This is a genomic window from Streptomyces chisholmiae, assembly GCF_031845445.1.
GTDB lineage: Bacteria > Actinomycetota > Actinomycetes > Streptomycetales > Streptomycetaceae > Streptomyces > Streptomyces chisholmiae.
In genome coordinates, this window is record NZ_JAVREO010000277.1 from 1 (window position 1) to 408 (window position 408).

A 408-nucleotide genomic window follows, 5' to 3' on the forward strand; every position below is an offset into this window, starting at 1 on the left:
GGTGTAGATCTCCTTGATAACCAAATCAAAAAAAAGACCGACTATCTGCCCGGAGACGTGTACGACGGCCTACAGCGCCGCGTCGCGCAGACACGTTCTGTGGGCAAGCCGTTGTTTGTCGCCGAGATCGGGATGGAGGCCGGTTCCTGCGATTCGCTGGAACAGCGGCGGAAATTCCTCGGTGATGCCATCGCCCAGATGCGCACGATGGGCACCGCGGGCGCGATGTTCTGGGCCTTCGTGCCGGATCCTCGGACCCACGAATGCACCCTCGACATCGGTCCCACCGACCCGTTGTTCTCCATGATCGGGGCCGCGGCAGCCTGAGGGCATTGCGATCACGCTGAGCAAGTTCCTTAACGCGAGGTCACCGGGCGCCCATAGTGGCAGCCATGACGAGTTCGGATG

1 protein-coding gene is annotated in these 408 nt (G+C 61.5%); it reads left to right on the top strand.

The window, feature by feature from the left end:
- The coding region (locus tag RM844_RS33185; protein ID WP_311671132.1) for a hypothetical protein at positions 1-327 on the top strand (327 nt) is incomplete at its 5' end.
- Positions 328-408 lie beyond the last annotated feature (81 nt).